The 3,761-nt window shown below is 68.9% G+C and carries 1 protein-coding gene and 1 pseudogene; both read left to right on the forward strand.

Annotated features, from left to right (window positions below; all coding sequences use genetic code 11):
- The first annotated feature begins 284 nt into the window (after positions 1-284).
- On the forward strand, positions 285-2,429 hold the full coding sequence (locus MKK49_RS08115; RefSeq protein WP_409565038.1) for a TonB-dependent siderophore receptor: 2,145 nt from the start codon (positions 285-287) through the stop codon (positions 2,427-2,429).
- A 337-nt stretch (positions 2,430-2,766) separates the two neighbouring features.
- Positions 2,767-3,761, forward strand: a pseudogene (locus tag MKK49_RS08120) (undecaprenyl-phosphate glucose phosphotransferase); the annotation flags it as partial.

The raw sequence follows: 3,761 nt of genomic DNA on the forward strand, positions 1-3,761 counted from the left end.
GCTACCAGCCGCCTGCGCCAGAGGTCCTCATCTGGCCAACCGAACCGAGCGGATCAGTGCCGTCCGCTCGCCCTGCCATCGTCACGCGACCGACGATGCACTAACTTCGAACATGGGCCACCGAACGGGGGCAGGCCAGTCACGCGAAACGGCTTGCACGGCCAAGCTTCGAAACGTAATAATGTTTCACTTACCATCCAGGCCGGTGGTCCGGCACCGGCTTTGCACGGTTGCCGGACGACGGATTGGAACGGCCGACACCCTGCCCGAGAAGACCCCACCCGATGCCCCTGAAACCTGGCCTGCGCCTGGGCATGGCCCTCGCCGCCCTGTCCTTCACGCCGGCCGCCCGGGCCGAGGAGGCGGCGGTCACGCTGGACACCCTCACGGTGGAGGGCGCCGGCATCGGCTTCAACGTACCGGAGGGCGCCATCGGCTTGATCGGCCCGACGCCGGGCTTCAGCGCGGCCCGGGCGGTGAGCAGCACGAAGACCGACACCCCCCAGCGCGACGTGCCCCAGGTCGTCACCGTGGCCTCGCGCGAAGTCATCACCGATCTGGCCGCCACGCGGGTCGACCGGGTGTTCAACTACACCCCGGGCGTCGCCCAGCAGAACAATTTCGGCGGCCTGACGGTGTTCAGCTACGCCGTGCGCGGCGTCACCACCTCGGAGATCTTCAGGAACGGTTTCGCCATAAACCGGGGCTTCCCGCCGCCGCCCGATACCCAGAACGTCGAGCGCATCGAGGTGCTGAAGGGCGCGGGCGGCGCCCTGTTCGGGCGCAGCGATCCGGGCGGCGTCGTCAACATCATCACGAAGCAGCCGACGGCCCAGCGCTTCGTCGAGATGGGCGGCCTGTGGGGCAGCTTCGAGCAGTTCCGCGGCACGGTGGATGCCGGCGGCGCCCTCAACGAAGACAAGACCGTCCAGTACCGGTTCAACTTCGCGGCCGGGCGCCAGAACAGCTTTCGCGATTACGTGGATGGCGACCGGCTGTTCGTGGCGCCGTCCCTCAGCTGGCAGATCACGCCCGACACCAAGGTCACCGTCGAGACCGAGTTCGTGCGCAACCGCATCGTGTTCGATCGCGGCGTGATCGCCATCAACAAGCAGCTCGGATTCCTGCCGATCTCGCGCTTCCTCGGCGAGCCCGGCCAGAGCACCGAGCAGACCTCGAACACCCTGCAGGTTCGCCTTGAGCATCGCTTCGACGCCGACTGGCAGATGCGGCTGGGCGCACACTTCAACACCGGGACGCTCGAGGGTGAATCCGCCGAGATCCGGAGCATCGCGGCCGACAACCGCACGGTCTCCCGCGACCGCAATTTTCGCGATTACCGCTGGGATACCGCCATCGGCCAGGCCGAGGTGATCGGCCGCTTCGCCACCGGCCCCCTGGCGCACACCCTGCTCCTCGGCTTCGAGCGCGAGAGCACCGACAGCCGCACGGTCTACCTGCGCTCGAACTTCCGGCAGAACCCGTTTTCCATCGACATCGACAATCCGCGCTACGGCCAGCCCCTGCCGCCATTCACCATCCCGCGCAACAACCTCGAGCGGGTGACGAACACCGCTCTCTACGCACAGGACCAGATCGCGCTCAGCCCCGAATGGAAGGCGCTGCTCGGCGTCCGGTTCGACTTCTTCGAGCAGTCGTTCCGCGAGCGTATCCCACGCAGCGACGTCGAGCAGACGCGGGCTGCCGCGACGCCGCGCGCCGGCCTCGTCTACCAGCCGCTCCTTGAACTCGCGCTCTACACCAATGTCGGCACGAGTTTCCGGCCCAACATCGGCCCCGATGCGGCGGCGGTCTCGCGCGGAGTCCCGTTCGCGCCCGAGACCGGCATCGGCTACGAGGTCGGGGCCAAGCTCGATCTCTACGGCGGGGCACTCGGCCTCACGGGAGCGGCCTTCCGCATCGAGCGCGAGAACGTGCTGACCCCGGACCCGAACAACAGCGGCTTCTCCTTCGCGGCGGGCGGCGTGCGCAGCCAGGGCTTCGAACTCACGGCCACGGGCCAGATCTCGCCCGAACTGCGCCTCATCGGCGGCTACGTCTATGCGGACGCCGTGGTGACGAAGGACAACATCCTGCCGGTGGGGGCGCCCCTCATCAACATCCCCAGGCACAGCGGCAGCCTGCTCGCCGTCTACGAAGTCCAGACCGGTCCATGGGCGGGTCTCGGGATCGGCGGCGGCGTGCGCGGGGTCGGCGAGCGAGCCGGCGACGCGGGCGGCACCGGCTTTACCCTGCCGGCCTACATCGTCGCCGACGCGCTCGCCTATTACCGCTACGAGAACATCCGCTTCGGCTTCAACGTCGAGAACATCTTCGACACGGAGATCTACGAGAGTTCGCTCAACGTGTTCCGGGTCTATCCCGGATCGCCGCGGCGCTTCACCGGCACCGTCTCGGTGCGGTTCTGATGACGGCGCCGACGCGTTGGCGCACCTTGGCCGAGGCGGCGGAGCGATGACGGCGCCCGATCCGGCCGTGCGGATGGTGGAATGACCGGGATCGCGCATCGGGCCCATCGGATCATGGAGCCTGTGCGGAAGTTCGTCTTCCTGCACCTCCAGATTCGCGACCCGCTTCTTGCCGTAATGGAACCCGGCCTGTTCTGGAGCCGGGCGCCCGCGCAGATCCCAGCGACCGGGCCAAGACCTCGGACCGCGTTAAACGTTCCGTGAGGAGGCCATGCCAGGGTTCCGGGGGAATGCCGCCACGATGGCAGCGACCGTTTCCGGAGCCTTGGAGGCCTTGATGTCCGCCTTCGACGTCCGCGATCTGCTGAAAGCGGCGGACCAGACAGACCGGCAGGTCGCCAGGACCGTGGCGACCGCCGTCGAGGCACCGCTTCCGGAAACGCGCGGTCGAGGGGCAGGGGGCAGGGGCGAGCCGATGTCCCCGGTGGTTCTGGCGGATTGCGTCCGGACCGGCGAGTTCCTCGTCATCGTCGGCGTCGGCTTGGCGGTCCAGCGCCTGTCCCCCTCCTGCTTCGGTCCGCTCTCGTTCCGTCAGCTCGCCGCCGCCGCCGGCGTCGCGATCCTGGCCGTCATCCTGTTCCAGGCTGCCGGCGCCTACCGCATCGACGCCGTCCGCGGGTTTCTACGTACGGCCCCGCGGCTGGCGGCGGCCTGGACGGCCGCGCTCCTCCTCGTCGCCGCCGGTTTGGTCCTGACCGAGGCCGCCGATCCCTGCGCCCGGGCCTGGCTCGCGCCCCTCTACGGCATCGGCCTCGGTCTGATCCCGGCCGGACGCTTCGCCGTCGCCCGCCTCGTCCGGATGCGAATGCGACGCGGGCAGTTCGACCGTCGCACGGCGATCGTCGGCGGCGGGCCCGTGGCCGAGGACCTCATCCGGGCCCTCGACGCCCAGGCCGAGTCCGGCATCCGCATCGTCGGCGTGTTCGACGACCGCGGCGACCAGCGCTCCGACACGGTGGTGGCGGGATACCCCAAGCTCGGCACCGTCGACGACCTCGTCGCCTATGCCCGCACCACCCGCCTCGACCTCATCATCTTCACCATCCCCATCGCCGCCGAGGACCGCATCCTCCAGATGCTGGCCAAGCTCTGGGTCCTGCCCATCGACATCCGCCTCTCGGCCCAGGCCTCGAAGCTGCGCCTGCGCCCGCGCGCCTATTCCTACCTCGGCGCGGTGCCGGTGCTCGACGTGTTCGACAAGCCGATGGCCGATTGGGACATCATCGCCAAAAGCGTCTTCGACCGCCTCGTCGGCCTCACCATGCTGGTGGC

The organism is Methylobacterium sp. J-090 (assembly GCF_022829345.1).
In the GTDB taxonomy this organism is placed as follows: domain Bacteria; phylum Pseudomonadota; class Alphaproteobacteria; order Rhizobiales; family Beijerinckiaceae; genus Methylobacterium.

Excerpts from the sequence above, each read along its gene's own strand:
- MKK49_RS08115 (WP_409565038.1), top strand. The coding sequence starts at position 285 with ATGCCCCTGAAACCTGGCCTGCGCCTGGGCATGGCCCTCGCCGCCCTG.